Below are 21210 nucleotides of genomic sequence, written 5' to 3'. Positions count from 1 at the left end.
CCGAGCAGTTTCAGCCGAAGCTTTCAGGCAGCGAGGAAAGGAAATGCGGCCCCAGATAACGCTCCGGCAGCTCGAATTCCTCGGGATATTCCACACCCACCAGATACAAGCCATAGGGATGGGCCGTCACGCCACCGGCACGCCGATCACGCGCCTCCAGCGCTTCACTCACCCAGGACGGATCGCGCTCGCCAGCGCCAATGGTCATCAGCACGCCGGCAAAGTTGCGCACCATATGGTGCAGAAAAGCATTGGCACGCACATCGATGACGATGAAGCGGCCATGCTCGATCACCTCCAGGTGGTGCACAGTCTTCACCGGCGACTTGGCCTGGCACTGCACCGCACGAAACGAGGTGAAGTCATGGGTGCCAACCAATAGCCGCGCCGCCTCACGCATCCGCGCCACGTCCAGCGGCCGGTGATTCCAGGTGACCTCCTGGGCCATATGCGCAGGGCGGATATGGTCGTTGTAGATCACATAACGGTAGCGTCGAGCACAGGCCTTGAAGCGCGAGTGGAAATGCGCCGGCATGACCCGGGCCCAAGTCACGCTGATATCGGCGGGCAGATTGGCATTGGCACCCATCACCCAAGCCTTGAGCGGGCGATCGGCACGGGTGTCGAAATGAGCCACCTGACCGCTGGCATGCACGCCTGCATCGGTGCGCCCGGCGCACATGAGGCCGATCGGCTCGTCTGCGACCTGAGACAGCGCCTTCTCCAACGACTCCTGCACCGTAGGCACGCCATTGTCCTGACGCTGCCAACCACGGTAACGAGTGCCCTTGTATTCCACGCCAAAGGCGATTCTGAAAACGCCAGGGGCGGCCATTTCGGCCGCCCCTGTTGGTATTGCTTCAAACATGGATCAGCTCAGTTTGGAGATCAGATCGCGAGCTTCCTGCTGCTGACCTTCGCTACCCTCGGCGATCACTTCGTCGAGAATGTCACGGGCGCCTTCGCTGTCGCCCATGTCGATGTAGGCACGCGCCAGGTCAAGCTTGGTGGCTGTCTCATCGGTACCCGAGAGAAAATCGAAGTCGTCGTCCACATCCAGTCCTGTCGCGACAGCGGCGGTTTCCGGCTGTGTCACCGAGAGCTCATCAGAGAGGCCACTGCTCAGCTCATCCAGTTCGGCGGAAACCTCATCCAACTGGGCAGCAAAGCTGTCTTCGGCCGGAGCCGCAGGGGTCTCATCAGCCAGAGACAGGTCGAAGTCGGCGGGCATGTCCAGACCAGATTCGGCACCTGGAGCACCGGAAACGATCGGCTCGTCATCCAGACTCAGCATGAAATCATCTTCGGCAACTGCCGCCGACTTGCTATCGGCATCCAGATCCAGGCCGAAGTCGGCCAGATCATCACCCAGAGAGAGGCCATCGCTAGAATTGTCACCGCCCAGGTCAAGATCGAAGTCCATATCGCTGCCGGCAGTGGAGGCTGCAGGTGCTACCGGGGCATCGAAGCTCAGATCGGCGTCGAGCTCCAGATCATCCAGCGTGGCTTCGGTCACCGGAGCTGCGGGTGCGACTGGCTCGTCGAGACTGACGTCCAGATCGTCCAGACTCAGATCGAACGAATCATCGAGACCCGACGCGGCATCCGACTTGCCAGCAGGCTCATCCAACGTCAGGTCATCCAGACTGAACTCGTCCAGCTCATCCGAAGCCGCAACGCTACTGGCCGCTGCAGCGGCAGCCAAGGCCATCGCAGGGTAACGTGCCTTCAACTGATCGAGAGCACTCGCAGAGCCACCGATTTCGCGAAGCTCCTGCTCCTGACGGGCAAATCCGTCACGGTCACCCAGCTCGGCATAGACCTCCATCAGTTTCAGGCGCAGATCACTGCGCTGCGGCTCGTCGTTGATGGCATTCTGCAGCAACTCGGCAGCCTGAGTGAACTTGCCGTATGCAATGTAGATATCCGCCTCGCCGAGAGCATCAGCAGTCTGCGGTGCAACACGCTCTTCGAACTGGTCATCCGCGACGGACGCAGGGGAGTCATCCAGGCCCGCGAAGCTGTCATCAGGCAGGTCGGCTTCGCTAGCGAAAGGAGAGTCTTCATGCTCGGATGCGAGGCTGCTCTGCAACTCAGCCTCTTTCATCGCGTTCCGGCGCGACAACACCATCAGCCCCAGCAACAGGACCAGTAACGCGCCGCCACCGACAGCCCCAAGAAGCATGGGGTTTGCCATCAGTTGGTCGAGCATGCCTTGCGGCTCGGGCTCCTTGACCACTGGAGCGACTGGCTTGGGCGCCACTGGAGGTGTTACGGGTTGAGGGGCGGCCGCCGGCTGCTCCGGCTGAGGGGCAGGTGCCTGTGCAGCGGGATCAGCCGGCTCGGTCTTTGGGGCCGAGTCCTCGTAGTTGAAGTCAGGTTCAGCAGGTTTCTCAGCCGGAACCGCATCCGCCGGCTTATTCTCTACCGGCTCGGCTTTTTCAGTCGGCACCTCGGCAGGTTTTGGTTCCACAACAGGCGCAGCCGGAGCTGCGGATTGCGGCTGCTCGGGAGTAGCGGGTGGAGGTGTAACCGGCTGAGCTGGCGCGGCAGCTGCACTACTCTGTTGGGCCAAATCAGCCTGGAGCTTCGCCAGTTGATTGTCCTTCAGCTCGACTAGGCGCTGCGCCTTGTCCAGTTGGCTCTGCAGATCGGCCAGCCGACTCTTCAGCTCTTCGCTCTCGCGACGGCTGGAGTCCAGGCTTTCCTTGGTCACAGCCAGTTGATCGTTGAGCGCCTTGCTGTCGCCTTTACCCTTGTCGCTACCGCTGGTGGACTTGCCACTCTCGGCAGCGACCAGCTTGAGACTGTCCTTGGCCTCAGCCTTGGATGGGGCAGCACCCGCGCTATCACGCTTGGTGGCATCCAGCTGGCGAGCGCTACTGGAAGCAACACTGCGGCCTTCACGCCAGGCATTGTTTTGTTCGGTAACCTGGGCCAGCGCTTCACCCTGGCTACGGCTCTTGACCTGTGCGTCGGTCGGCAGACGCAGCACCTGGCCACTCTTCAGACGGTTGATGTTGCCACCGAGGAAGGCATCCGGATTGAGATCCTGGATGGCCAGCATGGCCTGGTGCACAGAACCACCCTGACGGCTGCGCTGGGCGATTTCCCACAGGGTGTCATTGGAAGTGGTCTTGTACTGGTCGCCGTCGATCTTGCTAGCGGCAGCCGGAGCAGCTGTAGGAGCAGGTGCCGCCGGAGCTGCCGGACGGGCCGGAGCAGCTGCGGCGGGCGTGACCGGGCGCGGTGTCGGCACAGAGGCTTGCGGGCGAGGAGCCGGAGCGGCGGCCACCGGCAGGCGTGGTGCAACGGCTACGGCGGGTGTCGGCGAATAAGTCGGCGGATCGAGTAGCAGGGTGTACTCGCGTAGCAGGCGGCCGTTGGGCCAGAGCACTTCCACGAGGAAATTGACGTAGGGTTCACGTACCGGCTTGGTCGAGGTGATGCGAATCACGCTTCTACCGTTGGGCTTGATCACCGGCGTAAACTTGAGATCGGTCAGGAAATACTGACGATCGACGCCTGCCTTGCTGAACTCATCCGGAGACGCGAGGCTAGGCATCACCTCGGCCTGAGATAGATCACGCACTTCCAGCAGCTCGATCTCTGCCACCAACGGCTGACTCAGCGAGGACTGCAGGTCGATTTCACCAAGCCCCAGCGCATGGGCAGTACCCGAGGTCAGCGCAGAAGCAGCCGCAATTGCCAGCACCAGTTTGCGAACCCGAACCATAGCGTAATCCCTTGTTTTATCTTTTTTTCTCGTCAAACGAGACGATTCTGAAGCTCGCTGCCTGCACCCGCTTGCGCCGGCTCCCCGTCAGCGAAACTACCAAACCAGTATTGCCAAGCTAGAATAATTCTTCAAATTTGGGGCTAAGTATCTTTTACAGATAGTGTTTTATCAACAGCTCGCCAATTTGCACAGCGTTGAGCGCAGATCCTTTTCGCACATTATCTGACGCAATCCACAAATTGAGCTCGGCCGGGTCGTCCAGGCCCGCGCGCAGGCGCCCAACATACAGCTCATCCTGACCGACCGCATCTCCGACAACAGTCGGATAATCACCCTGCTCCACCAGCTCGATGCCAGGCTGCTGCGCCAGCAACTCGGCGACGGCAGCCACATCGACAGCCCCCGCAGTTTCCAGACACACAGCCAAGCTATCACCGAAGAACACCGGCGCCACCGAACAGGTCACTGCCACCTTCAAACCCTCGACAGCCAGCACCCGCTTCACCTCGCCGGAGACTCTTCGCTCCAGGACGGCGTGACCACTCTCCTCTACCCCACCGACCCGGGCCAGCACGTTGAATGCCACCTGGCGATCAAACAGCTGCGGCTCCAGCGGCCGCAAATTGAGGAGCTCGGTGGTCTGCCGAGCCAGTTCGCTGACCCCGGCACGCCCCAGACTGGATACGGCCATCACCGCAGTCAGGGTAACCTTGCGCAACCCCAGAGCGGCGCGCAGCGGTGCAAGCACCGCCGCCAATGCAGTAGCTACCGGAGTCGGACTGGCCAGCCGATATGGAGCACGCAGCCCAGCCAAACATTCTGCATTGGCCTCAGGCACCACTGGCAACGCCTGCTCAAGACCACCGCTCAGATCGATCACGGAGCAGCCCGCCGCATGCGCCTTGGCACCGTACTGGCGACCAACCTCCTCACCCGCGGCAAAGAACGCCAGCTGTACCTGGGAAAAATCAAAATCAGCCAGCTCGCGCACGCGCAGATTCTTGCCGCGGAAAGCCACGGCCTGACCAGCAGAATCGCTGCCGGCCAGCACATGCAAGCTGGCGACAGGAAAATCACGCTCTTCCAGCAATTGCACCAGAGCTTCGCCGACAGTACCGGTGGCGCCGATCACGGCAATAGCGAGGGATTTGGACATCAGACGATCCTGAACAGAAAACGCGAATGGGCGGCACTCTACCCGGCGACGCCAGGGCTGACCACAGAAACAAAAAAGGCCGGTATAAGCCGGCCTTCTTCATCACGAGCGTATCAACGCTCCAGCAGGATGCGCAGCATGCGCCGCAGCGGCTCGGCCGCGCCCCACAGCAGTTGATCGCCAACGGTGAAGGCGCCAAGGTACTGGGTGCCCATGTTGAGCTTGCGAAGACGGCCGACAGGTACGCTCAGGGTGCCGGTAACGGCAGTCGGGCCGAGGTCGCGAATGCTGGCTTCGCGGGTATTCGGCACCAGCTTGACCCAAGGGTTGTGCTGACTGATCAGGCCCTCGATGTCGGCCATCGGCACGTCCTTGTTCAGCTTGATGGTCAGTGCCTGGCTGTGGCAGCGCATGGCGCCGATGCGCACGCACAGGCCGTCCACCGGGATCGGGTTCTTGAAGCGGCCGAGGATCTTGTTGGTCTCGGCCTGGCCCTTCCACTCTTCGCGGCTCTGGCCGTTGGGCAGTTCCTTGTCGATGTAGGGGATCAGGCTGCCGGCAAGCGGCACACCGAAGTTATCGACCGGGAAAGACTCGCCGCGCATGGCATCGGCGACCTTGCGGTCGATATCGAGGATGGCACTGGCCGGGTCGGCCAGCTCATCAGCGACGGAGGCGTTGATCGCGCCCATCTGCTTGATCAGCTCGCGCATGTTCTGCGCGCCAGCACCGGAGGCCGCCTGGTAGGTCATGGCGCTCATCCACTCGACCAGACCAGCTTCGTACAGGCCGCCCAGAGCCATCAGCATCAGGCTGACGGTGCAGTTGCCGCCGATGTAGTTCTTGGTACCGGCGTCCAGCGACTGGTCGATCACCTTGCGGTTGACCGGGTCCAGCACGATCACCGAGTCATCGGCCATGCGCAGGCTGGAGGCTGCATCGATCCAGTAGCCATTCCAGCCGGCCTCGCGCAGCTTGGGGAAGACTTCGCTGGTGTAGTCGCCGCCCTGGCAGGTCAGGATCACGTCGAGGGTCTTCAGCTCGTCGATGCTGTAGGCATCCTTCAGCGGAGCGACGTCCTTGCCAATCGCCGGGCCTTGACCACCAACGTTGGAAGTGGTGAAGAACACCGGCTCGATCAGGTCGAAGTCACGCTCTTCCAGCATGCGCTGCATGAGCACGGAACCGACCATACCGCGCCAACCGATCAGACCTACACGTTTCATAACGACTCACACCTCTATAAGCGGCTCCGCCCTGATAGCTGGACGGGGCCGGAAAGATTACAGACTACGCAGCGCCTCGACTACCGCATCGCCCATGGCAGCGGTACCGACCTTGGTCTTGCCTTCCGACCAGATGTCGCCGGTGCGCAGCCCCTGATCCAACACCTTGCTCACCGCCAGTTCGATGGCATCGGCTGCCGCAGCCTGATTGAAGGTGTAACGCAGCATCATTGATACCGAGAGGATGGTCGCCAGCGGGTTGGCAATGCCTTTGCCGGCAATATCCGGTGCCGAACCGTGGCACGGCTCGTACATACCTTTGTTATTGGCATCCAGCGAGGCCGACGGCAGCATGCCGATGGAGCCGGTGAGCATCGAAGCTTCGTCCGAGAGGATGTCGCCGAACATATTGTCGGTGACCATCACATCGAACTGCTTGGGCGCACGCACCAGCTGCATGGCGGCGTTGTCGACGTACATGTGGCTGAGTTCGACGTCCGGATAGTCCTTGGCCACTTCCTCGACCACGGCGCGCCACAGCTGGCTGGAGGCCAGCACGTTGGCCTTGTCCACCGAGCACAGCTTCTTGCCGCGCACGCGGGCCATGTCGAAACCGACCCGGGCGATACGGCGGATTTCGCTCTCGCTGTACGGCAGGGTGTCGTAGGCCATGCGCTCACCGTTCTCCAGCACCTTGCTCTCGCGCGGCTGGCCGAAGTAGATGCCACCGGTCAGTTCACGCACGATAAGAATGTCCAGGCCCGACACCACTTCCGGCTTGAGGCTGGAGGCCTCGGCCAGTTGCGGGTAGAGGATGGCCGGACGCAGGTTGCCGAACAGGCCCAGCTGCGAGCGGATCTTCAGCAGACCGCGCTCCGGACGGATGGCCGGATCGATGGTGTCCCACTTCGGACCACCAACGGCGCCAAGCAGCACGGCATCGGCAGCGCGCGCGCGATCCAGGGTCTCGTCAGCCAGCGGCACGCCGTAACGGTCGATGGCGGCGCCACCCAGGTCATCGAAGCTCAGCTCGAAACCGAGGCTGTACTTGTCGTTGGCCAGGTTCAGCACCTTGACCGCCTCGGCCATGATTTCCGGACCGATACCGTCGCCGGGGAAAATCAGAATCTGCTTGCTCATGCTCAATCCTTAAATCACTTGATCGCGCCGAACAGCCAGGGGCTGCTCTGCTGGTGTTTGCCTTCGAAGGCTTTGATCGCATCCTGGTCCTGCAAGGTCAGGCCAATATCATCCAGGCCATTGAGCAGGCAGTGCTTGCGGAAGGCGTCGACCTCAAAGCGGTACTGCTTGCCGTCCGGACGGGTCACGGTCTGCGCGGCCAAGTCGACAGTCAGCTGGTAGCCCTCGGTGACCTCGGCCTGCAGGAACAGCTCGTCGACTTCGGCGTCGGCGAGGATGATCGGCAACAGGCCGTTCTTGAAGCTGTTGTTGAAGAAGATGTCGGCGTAGCTCGGCGCGATGATGGTACGGAAGCCGTACTCTTCCAGCGCCCACGGCGCGTGCTCGCGGGAGGAGCCGCAGCCGAAGTTCTCGCGAGCCAGTAACACGCTGGCGCCCTGGTAGCGCGGGAAGTTGAGGACGAAGTCCTGGTTCACAGGACGCTTGGAGTTGTCCTGATTGGGCTGGCCCACGTCCAGGTAGCGCCACTCGTCGAACAGGTTGGGACCGAAGCCGCTGCGCTTGATCGACTTGAGGAACTGCTTGGGAATGATCTGATCGGTGTCGACGTTGGCACGATCGAGTGGGCAAACCAGGCCGGTGTGTTGGGTAAAAGCTTTCATCGTCTAGCTCCTCAGGCCTGCATCAGTTCGCGCACATCGATAAAGCGACCGGTCACCGCGGCAGCGGCAGCCATGGCCGGGCTGACCAGATGGGTACGCCCACCGGCGCCCTGGCGGCCTTCGAAGTTGCGGTTGGAGGTCGAGGCGCAATGCTCGCCATTGCCCAGTTTGTCCGGGTTCATCGCCAGGCACATGGAGCAACCCGGCTCACGCCATTCGAAACCGGCAGCAAGGAAGATCTTGTCCAGGCCTTCGGCCTCGGCCTGCGCCTTGACCAGGCCGGAGCCCGGCACGACCATCGCCTGCTTGACGGTGGCGGCTACCTTGCGGCCCTTGGCCACTTCGGCGGCGGCGCGCAGGTCTTCGATGCGCGAGTTGGTGCAGGAGCCGATGAACACACGGTCCAACTGGATATCGGTGATCGCCTGGTTGGCGGTCAGGCCCATGTACTTGAGGGCGCGCACGATGGAGTCACGCTTGACCGGGTCGGCCTCAACGGCAGGGTCCGGCACGTTCTGGTCGACGGCCAGGACCATCTCCGGCGAAGTGCCCCAACTGACCTGCGGTTTGATGTCCTCGGCACGCAACTCGACGATAGTGTCGAAGTACGCATCAGCGTCCGACACCAGATCGCGCCACTGCGCCACGGCCAGATCCCACTGCTCGCCCTGCGGCGAGAACGGACGACCCTTGACGTAGTCGATGGTCTTCTCGTCCACCGCCACCATGCCCACGCGGGCACCGGCCTCGATCGACATATTGCAGATGGTCATACGCCCTTCCAGCGACAGTTCGCGAATCGCGCTGCCGGCGAACTCCAGGGCATGGCCGTTACCGCCAGCGGTGCCGATCTTGCCGATCACGGCGAGCACGATGTCCTTGGCGGTGACGCCCAGCGGCAACGTGCCTTCGACGCGCACCTGCATGTTCTTCATCTTCTTGGCCACCAGGCACTGGGTGGCGAGCACGTGCTCGACCTCGGAGGTGCCGATGCCGTGGGCCAGGGCGCCGAAGGCACCATGGGTGGAAGTGTGCGAGTCGCCGCAGACCACGGTCATGCCCGGCAGGGTGGCGCCCTGCTCCGGGCCGACCACGTGGACGATGCCCTGGCGCACGTCGTTCATCTTGAACTCGAGAATGCCGAAATCATCGCAGTTCTCATCGAGGGTCTGCACCTGGATGCGCGACACTTCATCGGCGATCGACTCCAGGCCGCCCTGGCGCTCGGCCTTGGTGGTCGGCACATTGTGGTCCGGCGTGGCGATGTTGGCGTCAATGCGCCACGGCTGGCGATTGGCCAGGCGCAGACCTTCGAAAGCCTGGGGCGAGGTCACTTCGTGAAGGATGTGGCGGTCGATGTAGATCAGCGACGAACCATCGTCGCGGCGCTTCACCTCGTGCATTTCCCACAGCTTGTCGTAGAGCGTCTTGCCGGCCATCTGCTATGTCCTCATCAGGGTCATGTGCGGTACGAGGGCTTATAACCCTTCTGCTGATGTGGCGATCCTAGGGATTCGGCTCGAATAACTCCAATTCATATTTTTTATTCAAACCATTCCTGCCTGGAATGAGATCAGCTATAACCGGCGAAAACAGTTCATTGCCGGAGCAACCGTGGACCTGGCCAATCTCAATGCCTTCATTGCCATCGCCGAAGCTGGCAGCTTCTCCGAAGCTGCCGAGCGCTTGCACCTGACGCAGCCCGCCGTAAGCAAGCGCATCGCCGGCCTGGAACAGCAACTCGATGTACGCCTGTTCGACCGCCTGGGCCGTGAAGTGAGCCTGACCGAGGCCGGCCGCGCCCTGCTGCCGCGCGCCTACCAGATTCTCAATGTACTGGACGATACCCGCCGCGCCTTGACCAACCTCAATGGTGAGGTCACTGGCCGCCTGACCCTGGCCACCAGCCACCATATCGGCCTGCACCGTTTGCCGCCGCTGTTGCGCGCCTTCACCCGTGCCTACCCGCAGGTGGCGCTGGACATCCAGTTCCTCGATTCCGAGGTCGCCTACGAGGAGATTCTCCATGGCCGCGCCGAGCTGGCAGTGATCACCCTGGCCCCGGAGACCCGCGAGCCGGTGCATGCGGTGCCGGTGTGGGACGACCCACTGGACTTCGTTGCCGCCCCCGAGCACCCACTGGCACGCAACGATGCAGTCACCCTCTCCGATGTGGCCTTGCACCCGGCGGTATTTCCCGGCGATAACACCTTCACCCACCACATCGTCCGGCGCCTGTTCGAGAGCCAAGGACTGACGCCCAACATCGGCATGAGCACCAACTACCTGGAGACGATCAAGATGATGGTGTCCATTGGCCTGGCCTGGAGCGTGCTTCCGCGCACCATGCTCGACGAGCAGGTCGTGCGCCTGCCACTGCCCGGCCTGCAACTGCAGCGCCGGCTCGGCTACATCCTGCACAAGGAACGAACCCTATCCAACGCGGCCAAAGCGTTCATGGCCCTACTCGACGAGCATCGCTGCTTGCCTTGAAGCCGGATCAACGGCTAACGTGGGGACATAACGATAAGAAAAGACGCTCGCATGTCTCTACCACGCCCCTTTCCACCAGGCGGCCCTGACGTGCCGAGTGCCGGACGAGAACACGATGTCCAAACCTCCTAAGCAGCCGCCCTTCCCCTTCATCCCCGCGCTGGACCCCGCCGACTTTGAAAAAGCCTGGCAGGACACCCCACGCCTGCTCGCCGCGCTCAACGGTGCGCACCTGGGCACCTGGTATTGGGAGATAGAAAGCGGCAAGGTCAACTGGTCCCGAGGCGCCCAGGCGCTGTTCGGCCTGGACCCGAATAATCCTCTGGAGCAGCGGGTCGACTACATCGAACTGATCCCCGAAGAAGACCGGGCAATGGTTCAGCGCCTGTTCCAACAGGTACTCGAGGGCAAACCGATTGTCGAGGCGATGCGCCACCGCATTCGCTGGCCCGACGGCAGCCTGCACTGGCTGGAGATCAGCGGCCGCCCACAGCTCGACGCCAACGGACGCACCCAGGTATTTGGCGTGATCCGCGACATCACCGAGCAGCAGGAGCAGGAGCAGGCCCTGCGCGACAGTCGCGAGCGCCTGACCCTGGCCCTGGAGTCGGCCAATCTAGGCACCTGGGACTGGCACATCCCCAGCAACATGCTCTACGGCTCGGAGCGCGCCGCCAGCCTTCATGGCCTGCCACCCGAGCCCTATCACGGCGAGTTCGCCCACTTCTTCCAGCACGTGCCGGAAGCGGACCGCAGTATCATGCGCAAGGCTTACCGGGACGCGGTGAACGGCGTGCAGCGCGAATACCAGGTGACCTACCGCACGCGCCTGGAAAACGGCGACATGCGCTACCTGGAGAGCACCGCCAAGCTCTACCGCGACAACCATGGCGAGCCGCTGCGCATGGCCGGCATCCTCATGGACATCACCGAGCGCGTGCAGCGCGAGCAGCGCCTGGCCTCTTCCGAGGAGAAGTTCGTCACCCTGTTCCAGGCCAGCCCGGAACCGATCTGCGTGTCACGAGTGCGCGACGGCGCCTTCATCGAAGTCAATCCGAGCTTCTGCCAGACTTTCGGCTGGCAACCGCAGGAGATCGTTGGCCGCAGCGCACCGGAACTGGGCTTCTGGGTCGATGAGAGTCAGCGCACCCAGCTGTTCGCCAAGCTCAGCCAGGAACAGAACCTGAGCAACGAGGTGGCCCGCTTCCGCACCCAAAGCGGCCGCGAATTGAGCTGTGTGGTCTCCAGCCGCTTCATCCGTGTCGACCGCCAGTTATGCATCACCACCACCTTCCGCGACATCACCGAGCGCCAGGCCGCCGAGGCCGCGCTCAAGGCCAGCCAGGAGAAGTTCGCCAAGGCGTTCCACTCCAGTCCCGATGCCATCACCATCACCGAGCGTGACAGCGGCCGCTACATCGAGGTCAACGAGGGCTTCTGCCGCCTCACGGGCTACCGCCCCGACGAAGTCATCGGTCACAGCGCATTCGAGCTGAACGTCTGGGCCTACCCGGAAGAGCGCGCGCGCATGGTCGAACTGGTGCTTAACGAAGGCCGCGCCTACCACCTGGAGATGCATGGCCAGCACCGCGACGGCAGCATCAAGCTGGTAGAAGTCTCGGTGGAGCCGATCGAGCTCAACAACATGCCCTGCCTGCTACTCAACGCCCGCGACATCAGCGAACTGAAGGAGGCGCAGGCACAGGTCCGCCACCTGGCCTACCACGACCCGCTGACCAACCTGCCCAACCGTGCCCTGCTGATGGATCGACTGACCCAGCAGATCGCCTTGCTCAAACGCCACAACCTGCATGGCGCCTTGCTGTTCCTCGACCTCGACCACTTCAAGCACATCAACGACTCGCTCGGCCACCCGGTCGGCGACGCCGTGCTGAAGATGGTCACCGCGCGACTGGAAGCCAGCGTGCGCCTGGAAGATACCGTGGCACGCCTGGGTGGCGACGAGTTCGTGGTACTGATATCCGGCCTCGAAGGCAGCCGTACCGAGGTCAACCGTCAAGTCCGCCAGGTGGCGGAAAAGTTGCGCGGCCTGCTGGCCGAACCGATGCTACTGGACGGCCATCGCCTGCAGGTGACGCCCAGCATCGGCATCGCCCTGCTGCCGGACCATGGCGACAACCCAACCGACCTGCTCAAGCGCGCCGACATTGCCCTGTACCGGGCCAAGGACTCCGGCCGCAACACCATCCAGATCTTCCGCAAAGCGATGCAGGACGCCGCCAGCGAGCGCCTGCGCCTGGAGAGCGACCTGCGCCTGGCCTTGGCCCGCGGGGAATTCGAGCTGTATTTCCAGCCCCAGGTGGACGCCCGCGATGGCAGCGTGATTGGCTGTGAAGCCTTGCTGCGCTGGAGCCACCCGACCCTCGGTCCGCAATCGCCAGCGCAGTTCATCCAGGTTCTGGAAGAAAGCGGGCTGATCCTCGAGGCCGGCGCCTGGGTCATCAACGAAGCCTGCCACGCCACGGCCCGCCTGCTGCGCGACGGCCTGGTCAACCGGAACAGCTTCCAGCTGTGCGTCAACATCAGCCCCCGGCAGTTCCGCCAGAACGACTTCGTCGAACGGGTCGAACGCTGCCTGCAGCAGAGCCAGCTACCGCCCAGCATGCTCAAGCTGGAAATCACCGAGGGCATCGTCATCCACAACCTGGACGACACCATTGCCAAGATGCGCCGCCTGAAGAAGCTCGGCCTGAGCTTCGCCATGGACGACTTCGGCACTGGCTACAGCTCGCTGACCTATCTCAAGCGCCTGCCGGTGGACGTGCTGAAGATCGACCAGTCGTTCGTCCGCGATGCCACCAACGACCCCAACGACGCCGAGATCGTCCGGGCCATCATCGCCATGGCCCGCAGCCTCAGTCTGGATGTGATCGCCGAAGGCGTGGAGCAGCAGGACCAGTTGGAATTCCTGCTGCAGCAGGGCTGCCATCAATATCAGGGCTACCTGTTCAGCAAGCCGGTGCCGTTGCTGGACTTCCACAACCTGCTGCTAGCAAACCGCCGCCCCTGAAACGCAGAAGGGCACCCGCAGGTGCCCTTCTCTTTCCTCTACCTGCCGGTCATCCCTCCAGCGCCGGCTTCTCGCCGCCGATGGGGATGCGCTTGGGCTTGGCCTCTTCCGGCACGATGCGCACCAGGTCGATATTCAGCAGACCATGAGCCAGCCCCGCCGACTTGACCTCGATATGGTCAGCCAGGCGGAACGACAGCTTGAAGCCGCGCTGAGCGATGCCTTGGTGCAGGTAGCTGACGCTCTCGGTGGCACGTTCGCGCTTGCCGCCGGTGACGGTCAGCACGCCGCGCTCGACCTGCAGTTCGAGATCGTCGTCACGGAAGCCGGCCGCCGCGACTACGATGCGGTACTGGTCATCGCCATGCTTCTCGACGTTGTAGGGCGGGTAAGAACTGCCGCTCTCGCTGCTACGCAGCGCCGACTCGAACAGGTCGTTGAAACGGTCGAAACCGACGGACTGGCGGAACAGCGGGGCCAGAGAAAGTACGTTGCTCATGTTGCGTCTCCTGAATAATCAGCAAGTGTTTAAGCGCGGGACCCGACTTCGGCATCCCGCAACCCTTAGATGGGAGCCGCCATTTCGATTTCAAGGGGGAAGTTGTGATGAACAAGGTCATGCTAATCACCGGCGCCAACCGCGGCATTGGTGCTGCCACTGCTCGCCTGGCGGCGCAGCGCGGTTACCACCTGCTACTCAACTACCGCAGCCGGGCGGACGAAGCCGCGGCACTGGCCCGCGAGATCACCGCCCACGGCAGCGTGGCGCACACAGTGCAGGCCGATATCACCGAGGAAGCGGACGTGCTGCGCCTGTTCGCCGAGTTGGACGAGCACCACGGCCGACTGGATGCGCTGATCAACAACGCTGGCATGCTGGAAACACAGATGCGCCTGGAGCAGATGGATGTGGCGCGCTGGCAGCGCGTGCTGGCCACCAACGTGATCGGCAGCTTCCTGTGCTGCCGCGAAGCGATCAAGCGCATGTCCAGCCAGCATGGCGGTGACGGCGGCGCCATCGTCAACGTTTCATCCATGGCCGCCCGCCTCGGCTCGCCCAACGAATACATCGACTACGCGGCGGCCAAGGGCGCGGTGGACAGCCTGACCATCGGCCTGGCCCGCGAGGTGGCCGGCGAAGGCATTCGCGTCAATGCCGTGCGCCCCGGCCTGATCGCCACCGACATCCACGCCGCTGGCGGCGAGCCGGGGCGTATCGAGCGATTAAAAGGCAGCGTACCGCTGCAGCGCGGTGGCGAAGCCCGGGAAGTTGCGGAGGCGATTCTGTGGCTGGCTTCGGAGCAGTCGTCCTACTGCACCGGGACCTTTATCGATGTCAGCGGCGGGCGCTAGGCGCTTTCAGCCAGCGCCGCCTCGGGCGCGCCGAGCAGACGGTCGATGCGCTCGCAGTCGTTCTCGCGGCGCACCTCGGCGAACAGTGCCACCGCTTCCGGGTAGCTGCGGGTGAGCATGGCCAGCCACTGTTTTAGGCGTCCCGGCGCATAGCGCGGCGCCAGCTTGCGCCGGGCCTGCAGCCAGAAGTCCTGGAGCAACGGCTGCAGTTCGTCCCAGTTCATCGGCACAACGTCATAACCAGTACGGGCAACGGCGATCTGCCGGGCCAGATCGGGGCGCGAGACCAGGCCACGGCCGAGCATGATGTCCTCGGCGCCGCTGACTTCACGGCAACGCTGCCAGTCCTCGACCGTCCAGATCTCGCCATTGGCGTACACCGGCACCTTGACCACATCCTGCACCCGCGCCACCCATTCCCAGTGAGCCGGCGGCTTGTATCCATCGACCTTGGTCCGTGCATGCACCACCAGTTGTGCGGCGCCACCCTCGACCAGGGCCCGGGCGCAATCCAGGGCGCCATCCGGACTGTCGAAGCCCAGCCGCATCTTGGCGGTGACCGGAATCTCTGTCGGCACCGCGCGGCGCACTTCGCGAAGGATAGCGTGTAGCAGTTCCGGCTCCTTGAGCAGCACGGCGCCACCACGCGACTTGTTGACCGTCTTGGCTGGGCAGCCGAAATTGAGGTCGATCACCGGCGCACCCAAGGTGCAGGCAAAGGCCGCATTGTCCGCCAGGCAGATCGGATCGGAGCCGAGCAACTGCACGCGCATCGGCGTGCCGGCGTGGGTGCGCGCGCCGCTCGCCAGCTCGGGAGCCAACTTGTGGTAGGCGCTCTCGGGCAGCAGGCGGTCACTGACACGAATGAACTCGGTGACGCACCAGTCGATACCGCCGACACGGGTCAGCACATCGCGCAGGATCTCGTCGACCAGCCCCTCCATGGGAGCCAGGGCGATTTGCATGGAATAGTCCGGGAAAACGGGGCGCACAGTTTAAGGCGACACTCGCGCCGCGCAAGATGGTCCACACTGCAGGAGACAAAAGGGGGACTCGTCATGCTGCTGCGCTCATTCATCGCCTTCTGCCTGGCCTGCAGCCTGGCCCACGCCGCCGATACCCTGCCGCGAGGCGTACAAGTCGTGCCACCCGATCCGGCCCCCGGTGCGCCGGGGCGGCTGATATTCAGTCGCGACAACAATGCGCCAAACGCCTGCGACGTAGAGCTGTACATCAATCAACAGGCGGTAGCGAAACTGGGACCAGGCGAGCGCACCAGCCTCGACCTGCCTAGCGGTGAGCTCAGTATAGCGGTAGCCATTTCATCGGACGGTTACTGCGGAGGGCTCGGCCCAGGCCCTGAGCAGTCGGTGCTGCTCGGCTCTGGCGAAACCCGGCAGTTCGCGATCATGGTCGAGCCGGGACAAGTGTTCCTCGCCCCGCTGCTCAACTAGAGCTCCAGCAAGGAGGGCTCCATCAGCGCCTGGCCATAGCCTTCGACGAATTCCGGCGGCATACGCTTGGGCTTGCCGCTGGACAACTCGATGCAAACGAATGTGGTTTGCGCCCGCAACAGGGTGCAAGCGTCCGCCGGACGCCACAGCTGGAAACGCCGGGTCATCTTCAGCTTGTGGTCGGACTCGACAATCCAGGTGGCCATCTGCAGCTCTTCGCCTTCATAGGCACTGGCTAGATAGTCGATCTCGTGACGCAGAACGGCCATGGCCCGGTCCATGCGGCGGTACTCGGCCAGGTCCAGGCCCAGATGCTGCGAGTGACGCCAGGCGCAGCGCTCCAGCCAGCTCACATAGACCGCGTTGTTGGCGTGGCCTAGGCCGTCGATATCATCGGCGGAGACGCGCAGATCAATCACGAAAGGCTGTGGCAGATCCCAACTCACGGCTTGATCTCCAGACTGGCCGCCAAATTGCAGGCCTCACTGGCCAACTGGGTAATCTGGTCCCAGGCTCGGGCACGAATCAGGTTGTCCGGGGCGATCCAGGTACCGCCAACGCAGGCTACGTTGGGCAGGCGCAGGAAGCTCAGCAGATTGTCCGCGGTAATGCCGCCAGTCGGACAGAAGCGAATGCCGGTGAACGGCCCCTTGAAGCTCTTCAGCATCTTCACGCTGGTATTGCCGTTGGCCGGGAACAGCTTGAGCGAGCGATAGCCGTACTCCAGCGCCAACAGCACCTCTGACGGAGTCATCACCGCAGGCAGGTATGGCAGCCCGGAGTCTTCCGCCGCTGCCGCCAGGCGCTCGGTGCAACCGGGACTGACGGTGAACTGAGCCCCAGCGTCGCGGGCCTCCTGGAACTGCTCGGCATGGATCACCGTACCCGCTCCGACCAGCAGCTCAGGCAACTCCTTGCGGATCGCCGCCAGAGCGTCCAGCGCGCGGGGCGTGCGCAACGTCACTTCGAGCACGCTGACGCCGCCGGCGTGCAGCGCGCGGGCCATGTCTACCGCCAGATCACAATCTTCAATTACCAACACCGGCAGCACGGGGCGCGCCCGCTGCAACACGGCTTCCATTGTCAGGCTCATGTCATTTCCCCCTCATCGAGATTCAGACACCGAACGGCATTGGCTGCTGTGACGGCGCCGAGCCGGACCGGAGCACAACTCCGGCCCGCCGAGAACATGGGAGGGAGTGTAACGGTTTAGAGCAGCCTGTAGCGGCTTGCGTTCCGCGCCGGATCAGGACGCCAGAGCCGTTGCGCTGCCCACACGATGCCCCGCCGCTGCGTTCAGGTCGGCACTACCGAGCACTTCAAGAATCGCATTCACCAAGCGTGGATCAGCCAACAACTTGCTATGCCCACCCGCCTCCAGCGCCAACAGCCTGCTCTGCGCCCAAGCATCATGAATGGTGCGGGCCTCAGCGAACGGCACCATCGGGTCATCCTCGGCATGGATCACCAGACCAGAGAAAGCGAGGCGATAGCGATCCACATCGAGCTGCGCAGCCGGCATGCCAGCACTCTCCTCGACCATGCGCACGAAACGTGCTCGCGCCTGCCTGGGCAGACCAACGAAGTGAGCGAAGCGGCGCAGCGCACCGAGGATGCGTGCCGGCGCAGCGATGGTCACCAGCGCTTCGGTGCGCAACCCCAGCTGAGTCGCCAGCAGCGCGCCGGCACCACCCAGGGAATGGCCAATCACTGCCCTCAGCGGCGGTAGCTCGCTGGCAGCCTCCAATAGTGCGCGGGCAAACAGCACGACGTTGGCCTCGTGACCTGGGGAGTGGCCGTGAGCCGGGCCATCCAGCGCCACCACACCGTAACCGGCACGCACCAGAGCGCGGATCAGGTCGGTAAACTGTGTCGGCCGACCTTCCCAGCCATGCATCAGGAGCACGGCGGGGCCCTGCCCCCAGCGCAGAGCAGAAAGGCCGAAGCGCAAAGTGATGCGCTCGGCCTCGGCCAGCAGCGGCAGCTCCCAGTCGCGTGGCGGCAGATCACGCGGCGTGAGGAAGGCCCGATGCATCTTGCTGGCCACCAGATCAGGGGCCAGGCGACCAACAGTGGCGTTGAAACCACGAATCCAGCTCATGCTGCTCATCTCGCTTCTCCTCACGCAAAAGGCCCGTCAACGGGCTTGTGTCACACCACCGCCGATTTGGCGGCGCGCAGAACTCGATCGGACAGCTCGCCATCACCCAGGGCACGCGCCAACGCCAAGCCGCCAACCATCAGCGCCAGGTCGGCCAGCGCCTTGCCCGCGTCCTCTGGACTGCCGGCCAGCTCGGCGACCATCAGCTCGGTATGCTCGACCAGCACGAGGCGAAACGGCTCCGGCAGGCGACTGAGCTCGCCCAGCGAACTGGGCAGCGGACAGGCGTCGGTTTCCGCGTCGCGGTGCTTGCGCGACAGATAGAAGGCTGCGGCCAGAACGCGGCGATCTTGGGCGGAAAGACTATCGTCGAGCTGTTTGAGCATCTGCCGGCGACGCGCCAGCAATTGCGTGAAGGCTTCCAGCATCAGCGCCTCCTTGCTCTGGAAGTGGGCGTAGAAGCCGCCGACCGTCAGCCCCGCAGTGCCCATCACCTCGCCGACGCTGGGCTCGACCGGACCGCGCTGGATCAGCGCAGCGGTGGCAGCATCGAGAATGCGCTCGCGGGTTCTGCTCTTCTTGTCGCTCATGGCAGCCTCCATAGAATTACGCACTTAATATTATGCATGTAATAAGAAACCGCAAGCAGGCATGGCGACCGCTCGTCGGTGATTTTTCGGGAGGCTGAAAAACAAAAGGGCCATTCCGAAGAATGACCCTTGAAGTCCGCAAAACGCGGAAAGAAAGTGGCGTCCCCTAGGGGACTCGAACCCCTGTTACCGCCGTGAAAGGGCGGTGTCCTAGGCCACTAGACGAAGGGGACAGAACCTTCGAAGAACAAGGCCAGCACTAGGCTGGCCTTGTCAGTGATTGGTGGAGCTAGACGGGATCGAACCGTCGACCTCTTGCATGCCATGCAAGCGCTCTCCCAGCTGAGCTATAGCCCCGGATTTTGCGTCTCTCGACGTGCAGTGCGAGCACTGCGTGAAGTGGCGTCCCCTAGGGGACTCGAACCCCTGTTACCGCCGTGAAAGGGCGGTGTCCTAGGCCACTAGACGAAGGGGACAAAACCTTCATTTACCCGAATGCGCTGGAATTCATTCGGTGGCAATTTGGTGGAGCTAGACGGGATCGAACCGTCGACCTCTTGCATGCCATGCAAGCGCTCTCCCAGCTGAGCTATAGCCCCGTCGCTTGGACGGGGCGCATATTAGGGGGGAGGTATTTGCCTGTCAACACAATTTTTCAGCGAGGCCAAAAAAAATCTGGAGGCAGAACAATCACTTACCCCAAAGACCAAGCAAACCACGCCTTCTCAGGCGATGACTGGCGGCCTCCCCTACTCAGCCGCGAAAAACCTCCAGCAGCTTCTTCCACTCCTTGGTCTCGCCATTGCTGACGCCGCCAAGCAGCTCGACGGCCTGACGCAGGCGGAAGCGTGACAGGTCGGCGCCAAGGATCTCCATGGCATCCAGCACCGAGACCGAGCTGGCCTTGCCGGTAATGGCGGGGAAGATCAGCGGCATCAGGTCGCGCAGCTTGAGGCCGAGGCCCTCGCAGACGAACTGGATGCAGCCGGTGATCTTCTCCTTGTCCCACTGACGCAGCGCCTCCAGCTCCCACAGCACCAGCTGCAGGGCCTGGCGTACCTGGTCAGGCGAGAGCTTCTTGTGCGCCAACAGCGCAGGATCGAGCTGCACGCCGCCACTGAAGAAGAAACTGCCCAGCGGCGCGATGTCGCTGAAGGTCTCGACGCGCTGCTGCACGTGCGGGGCAATCTGCATCAGGTACTGGGAATTGAAGGCCCAGTCCTGCACGCGCTTGGCGAACTGTTCTACCGGCAGCTCGCGTAGCCACTGGCCGTTGAGCCAGGACAGCTTCTCGATATCGAAGATCGGCCCGCCGAGCGAAACACGCGACAGGTCGAAGTGCTCGATCATCTCAGCCAGCGAGAACTTCTCGCGCTCGTCCGGCATCGACCAGCCCATGCGACCCAGGTAGTTGAGCAGCGCCTCGGGCATGAAGCCCATGCGCTCATAGAAGGTGATGCAGGTCGGGTTCTTGCGCTTGGACAGCTTGGACTTGTCCGGGTTACGCAGCAGCGGCATGTAGCAGAGCTTGGGCTGCTCCCAGCCGAAGTACTCGTACAGTTTGATCAGCTTCGGCGCCGACGGCAGCCACTCCTCGCCGCGCAGGACGTGAGTGATCTCCATCAGGTGGTCGTCGACCACGTTGGCCAGGAAGTAGGTGGGCAGGCCGTCGGCCTTCATCAGCACCTGCATGTCCATGCGATCCCACGGGATCTCCACGTCGCCACGCAGCATGTCCGGCACCACGCAGACGCCTTCGCTCGGCACCTTCATGCGCACCACGTGCGATTCGCCGGCGTCGATGCGCTTCTGCGCCTCTTCCGGGGCGATATGAATGCAGTGGCCGTCGTAGCGCGGGGTTTCCTTCTTCGCCATCTGCTCGGCACGCACCTGGTCCAGGCGTTCGGCGGAGCAGAAGCAGGGGAACGCATGGCCCTTGCTGACCAGCTCGTCCGAGTACTTCTTGTAGATCGCACCACGCTCGCTCTGCCGGTACGGGCCATGCGGGCCACCGACGTCCGGGCCTTCGTTCCACTCGATGCCCAGCCAGCGCAGGGCGTCGAAGATCTGCTGCTCGGACTCGCGAGTCGAACGCAACTGGTCGGTGTCTTCGATGCGCAGGATGAACTCGCCGCCGTGCTGGCGGGCGAAGCACAGGTTGAACAGGGCGATGTAGGCGGTGCCGACGTGCGGATCACCGGTAGGCGACGGCGCAATGCGGGTGCGGACTTTGGTCATGACAAGTCTCGGAAGCAGGAAGGATGG

Annotated in this window: 18 protein-coding genes and 4 tRNA genes; 4 read left to right on the top strand and 18 right to left on the bottom strand. The window is 63.1% G+C overall.

The features are described 5' to 3' along the window. Positions 1-10 precede the first annotated feature (10 nt). The 7 genes from truA to leuC form a co-directional block, all read right to left on the bottom strand. Positions 11-868: a tRNA pseudouridine(38-40) synthase TruA gene (gene truA, locus IB234_RS11180; protein WP_192317475.1), complete on the bottom strand. Its 858-nt coding sequence runs from the start codon at positions 866-868 to the stop codon at positions 11-13. Positions 869-871: 3 nt separating this feature from the next. Further along, positions 872-3736, bottom strand: coding sequence for a FimV family protein (locus IB234_RS11175; RefSeq protein ID WP_192317473.1), 2865 nt, complete (start codon positions 3734-3736; stop codon positions 872-874). A gap of 154 nt (positions 3737-3890) precedes the next feature. Beyond that, positions 3891-4895, bottom strand: coding sequence for an aspartate-semialdehyde dehydrogenase (locus tag IB234_RS11170; protein ID WP_192317470.1), 1005 nt, complete (start codon positions 4893-4895; stop codon positions 3891-3893). 113 nt (positions 4896-5008) lie between these two features. After that, positions 5009-6121, bottom strand: a complete 1113-nt coding sequence (asd, locus tag IB234_RS11165; RefSeq protein ID WP_192317468.1) for an aspartate-semialdehyde dehydrogenase — start codon at positions 6119-6121, stop codon at positions 5009-5011. A gap of 57 nt (positions 6122-6178) precedes the next feature. Then, positions 6179-7261 (bottom strand): 3-isopropylmalate dehydrogenase, encoded by a 1083-nt coding sequence (gene leuB / locus IB234_RS11160; RefSeq protein ID WP_192317466.1) that lies wholly within the window; start codon positions 7259-7261, stop codon positions 6179-6181. A 14-nt stretch (positions 7262-7275) separates the two neighbouring features. Then, positions 7276-7923, bottom strand: a complete 648-nt coding sequence (leuD, locus tag IB234_RS11155; protein WP_192317464.1) for a 3-isopropylmalate dehydratase small subunit — start codon at positions 7921-7923, stop codon at positions 7276-7278. Between the two features lie 11 nt (positions 7924-7934). Continuing rightward, positions 7935-9362, bottom strand: a complete 1428-nt coding sequence (gene leuC / locus IB234_RS11150; protein WP_192317462.1) for a 3-isopropylmalate dehydratase large subunit — start codon at positions 9360-9362, stop codon at positions 7935-7937. Between the two features lie 175 nt (positions 9363-9537). Here leuC and IB234_RS11145 point away from each other — a divergent pair, with 175 nt between their 5' ends. Together IB234_RS11145 and IB234_RS11140 are read left to right on the top strand one after the other, a co-directional pair. Then, positions 9538-10416, top strand: a complete 879-nt coding sequence (locus IB234_RS11145) for a LysR family transcriptional regulator (protein ID WP_192317460.1) — start codon at positions 9538-9540, stop codon at positions 10414-10416. 115 nt (positions 10417-10531) lie between these two features. Then, positions 10532-13447 carry an EAL domain-containing protein gene (locus IB234_RS11140; protein WP_192317458.1) on the top strand — a complete coding sequence of 972 codons (2916 nt, stop codon included), beginning with the start codon at positions 10532-10534 and terminating at the stop codon, positions 13445-13447. Between the two features lie 49 nt (positions 13448-13496). Here IB234_RS11140 and IB234_RS11135 read toward each other — a convergent pair whose 3' ends face one another. Then, a complete protein-coding gene (locus IB234_RS11135; RefSeq protein WP_192317456.1) occupies positions 13497-13946 on the bottom strand; it encodes an Hsp20 family protein in 450 nt (149 codons plus the stop codon). A 107-nt stretch (positions 13947-14053) separates the two neighbouring features. On the opposite strand from IB234_RS11135, the gene IB234_RS11130 reads away from it, so the two are divergent. Beyond that, positions 14054-14800, top strand: a complete 747-nt coding sequence (locus IB234_RS11130; protein WP_192317455.1) for an SDR family oxidoreductase — start codon at positions 14054-14056, stop codon at positions 14798-14800. On the opposite strand, the gene IB234_RS11125 is transcribed toward IB234_RS11130, so the two are convergent. Beyond that, a complete protein-coding gene (locus IB234_RS11125; RefSeq protein WP_192317453.1) occupies positions 14797-15765 on the bottom strand; it encodes a tRNA dihydrouridine synthase in 969 nt (322 codons plus the stop codon). The two genes, IB234_RS11130 and IB234_RS11125, sit on opposite strands and share 4 nt — an antisense overlap. 93 nt (positions 15766-15858) lie before the next feature. On the opposite strand from IB234_RS11125, the gene IB234_RS11120 reads away from it, so the two are divergent. Next, positions 15859-16254 (top strand): hypothetical protein, encoded by a 396-nt coding sequence (locus tag IB234_RS11120; protein WP_192317451.1) that lies wholly within the window; start codon positions 15859-15861, stop codon positions 16252-16254. Here IB234_RS11120 and IB234_RS11115 read toward each other — a convergent pair. From IB234_RS11115 to gltX, 9 genes are all read right to left on the bottom strand, one after another. Then, on the bottom strand, positions 16251-16700 hold the full coding sequence (locus IB234_RS11115; protein ID WP_192317449.1) for an acyl-CoA thioesterase: 450 nt from the start codon (positions 16698-16700) through the stop codon (positions 16251-16253). The two genes, IB234_RS11120 and IB234_RS11115, sit on opposite strands and share 4 nt — an antisense overlap. After that, on the bottom strand, positions 16697-17347 hold the full coding sequence (locus tag IB234_RS11110) for a bifunctional 4-hydroxy-2-oxoglutarate aldolase/2-dehydro-3-deoxy-phosphogluconate aldolase (RefSeq protein ID WP_192317447.1): 651 nt from the start codon (positions 17345-17347) through the stop codon (positions 16697-16699). Before IB234_RS11110 ends, IB234_RS11115 begins: the two co-directional genes overlap by 4 nt. 153 nt (positions 17348-17500) lie before the next feature. Next, positions 17501-18364, bottom strand: a complete 864-nt coding sequence (locus IB234_RS11105; protein WP_192317445.1) for an alpha/beta fold hydrolase — start codon at positions 18362-18364, stop codon at positions 17501-17503. A gap of 41 nt (positions 18365-18405) precedes the next feature. Then, the gene (locus IB234_RS11100) at positions 18406-18945 is read right to left on the bottom strand and encodes a TetR/AcrR family transcriptional regulator (protein WP_192317442.1); all 540 of its coding nucleotides are present in this window, start codon (positions 18943-18945) and stop codon (positions 18406-18408) included. A gap of 157 nt (positions 18946-19102) precedes the next feature. Beyond that, positions 19103-19178: transfer RNA gene (locus IB234_RS11095), tRNA-Glu, on the bottom strand. 48 nt (positions 19179-19226) lie between these two features. Then, positions 19227-19302 (bottom strand) — tRNA-Ala (locus IB234_RS11090). Between the two features lie 43 nt (positions 19303-19345). Next, positions 19346-19421: transfer RNA gene (locus IB234_RS11085), tRNA-Glu, on the bottom strand. A gap of 47 nt (positions 19422-19468) precedes the next feature. Then, a tRNA-Ala gene (locus tag IB234_RS11080) sits at positions 19469-19544 on the bottom strand. Positions 19545-19698: 154 nt separating this feature from the next. Then, positions 19699-21183 (bottom strand): glutamate--tRNA ligase, encoded by a 1485-nt coding sequence (gene gltX / locus IB234_RS11075; RefSeq protein ID WP_192317440.1) that lies wholly within the window; start codon positions 21181-21183, stop codon positions 19699-19701. Between the last annotated feature and the right edge of the window lie 27 nt (positions 21184-21210).

Origin of the sequence: Pseudomonas sp. PDM16, assembly GCF_014851865.1 — a bacterium.
In the GTDB taxonomy this organism is placed as follows: domain Bacteria; phylum Pseudomonadota; class Gammaproteobacteria; order Pseudomonadales; family Pseudomonadaceae; genus Aquipseudomonas.
The sequence above is the reverse complement of the archived record's forward strand: the minus strand, read 5'-3'. Positions and strand labels throughout refer to the sequence as shown.

Excerpts from the sequence above, each read along its gene's own strand:
- truA (WP_192317475.1), bottom strand. The coding sequence starts at position 868 with ATGTTTGAAGCAATACCAACAGGGGCGGCCGAAATGGCCGCCCCTGGC.
- IB234_RS11175 (WP_192317473.1), bottom strand. The coding sequence starts at position 3,736 with ATGGTTCGGGTTCGCAAACTGGTGCTGGCAATTGCGGCTGCTTCTGCG.
- IB234_RS11170 (WP_192317470.1), bottom strand. The coding sequence starts at position 4,895 with ATGTCCAAATCCCTCGCTATTGCCGTGATCGGCGCCACCGGTACTGTC.
- asd (WP_192317468.1), bottom strand. The coding sequence starts at position 6,121 with ATGAAACGTGTAGGTCTGATCGGTTGGCGCGGTATGGTCGGTTCCGTG.
- leuB (WP_192317466.1), bottom strand. The coding sequence starts at position 7,261 with ATGAGCAAGCAGATTCTGATTTTCCCCGGCGACGGTATCGGTCCGGAA.
- leuD (WP_192317464.1), bottom strand. The coding sequence starts at position 7,923 with ATGAAAGCTTTTACCCAACACACCGGCCTGGTTTGCCCACTCGATCGT.
- leuC (WP_192317462.1), bottom strand. The coding sequence starts at position 9,362 with ATGGCCGGCAAGACGCTCTACGACAAGCTGTGGGAAATGCACGAGGTG.
- IB234_RS11140 (WP_192317458.1), top strand. The coding sequence starts at position 10,532 with ATGTCCAAACCTCCTAAGCAGCCGCCCTTCCCCTTCATCCCCGCGCTG.
- IB234_RS11135 (WP_192317456.1), bottom strand. The coding sequence starts at position 13,946 with ATGAGCAACGTACTTTCTCTGGCCCCGCTGTTCCGCCAGTCCGTCGGT.
- IB234_RS11130 (WP_192317455.1), top strand. The coding sequence starts at position 14,054 with ATGAACAAGGTCATGCTAATCACCGGCGCCAACCGCGGCATTGGTGCT.
- IB234_RS11125 (WP_192317453.1), bottom strand. The coding sequence starts at position 15,765 with ATGCAAATCGCCCTGGCTCCCATGGAGGGGCTGGTCGACGAGATCCTG.
- IB234_RS11120 (WP_192317451.1), top strand. The coding sequence starts at position 15,859 with ATGCTGCTGCGCTCATTCATCGCCTTCTGCCTGGCCTGCAGCCTGGCC.
- IB234_RS11110 (WP_192317447.1), bottom strand. The coding sequence starts at position 17,347 with ATGAGCCTGACAATGGAAGCCGTGTTGCAGCGGGCGCGCCCCGTGCTG.
- IB234_RS11105 (WP_192317445.1), bottom strand. The coding sequence starts at position 18,364 with ATGAGCAGCATGAGCTGGATTCGTGGTTTCAACGCCACTGTTGGTCGC.
- IB234_RS11100 (WP_192317442.1), bottom strand. The coding sequence starts at position 18,945 with ATGAGCGACAAGAAGAGCAGAACCCGCGAGCGCATTCTCGATGCTGCC.
- gltX (WP_192317440.1), bottom strand. The coding sequence starts at position 21,183 with ATGACCAAAGTCCGCACCCGCATTGCGCCGTCGCCTACCGGTGATCCG.